At 33.8% G+C, this 797-nt stretch carries 1 protein-coding gene; it reads right to left on the reverse strand.

Annotated features, from left to right (window positions below; translation table 11 throughout):
- Window positions 1-136: 136 nt before the first annotated feature.
- Window positions 137-772 (reverse strand): cyclic-phosphate processing receiver domain-containing protein, encoded by a 636-nt coding sequence (locus ACFFGA_RS14830; RefSeq protein WP_386065197.1) that lies wholly within the window; start codon window positions 770-772, stop codon window positions 137-139.
- Window positions 773-797 lie beyond the last annotated feature (25 nt).

Here is a 797-nt window from a genome sequence, read left to right on the forward strand (position 1 = left end):
TACAACGTGTTCGTGTAAGGTTTGTTGCGATTATTAGCAATAAAGTTAGTAAAAAAGGATCAACAATTTATAGTCAATAATGTTTCAGATGGAAAATGCTTTAGCAATAAACTTTACACGGTGTTAGGCACAGTTTTTATTCCGTTGTTTTTAAGTGTTTTATATAATTATTTAAAAGTCCTTTTATTTGTTCCGACGCGACAGGATTCGCAGAATGAACTTTAAATTCCAAGTTCCTCAAATCAAGTCCAGATTCATAAACTAACCATTTTGCGCACGCCAATCCATCTAAAGCCACAATTCCGTTTTTGTTAAGTCCGAGGTCATTGTCAAAACTTATGTAATTCGGCAATCCGTTCTCTTTTATGTAACCAACGAATTCCTCATAAGTCTGAACGATGTCGAATTCAGATTCCATTGATTTGTCATAAATCATTTCAATTGTCCTAACGTCGTCTAAAAACAGTTTTTTCATTTTTCGTTTGTTTCCACAAGAAGCACAATATTTAGCTTTATCTGTTCGGTAAGGTTTTCCGCAATTTTCGCAGTCAGGTCCATACATATCTGCAAAATGATGAATTATTGCATTGGGTTCTGTTTCTCCAAATCCAGTTAAATCATTGTAATAGTCAAGCAGTTTTTTAAAACGCTTTTGTCTGTCCTTTTCAAGAGTTTTAAATCCTTCTGAATATAGTTTAGAAGCAATAATACTTTCTTCTCCTTCCAACATCGGAACTTCCATCTTACATCTCCAGCAATATCGTATTCTCATAATGTTGATTCAAATTGTGCCTAAC

This window comes from Winogradskyella pulchriflava (genome assembly GCF_042434315.1).
In the GTDB taxonomy this organism is placed as follows: Bacteria; Bacteroidota; Bacteroidia; order Flavobacteriales; family Flavobacteriaceae; genus Winogradskyella; species Winogradskyella pulchriflava.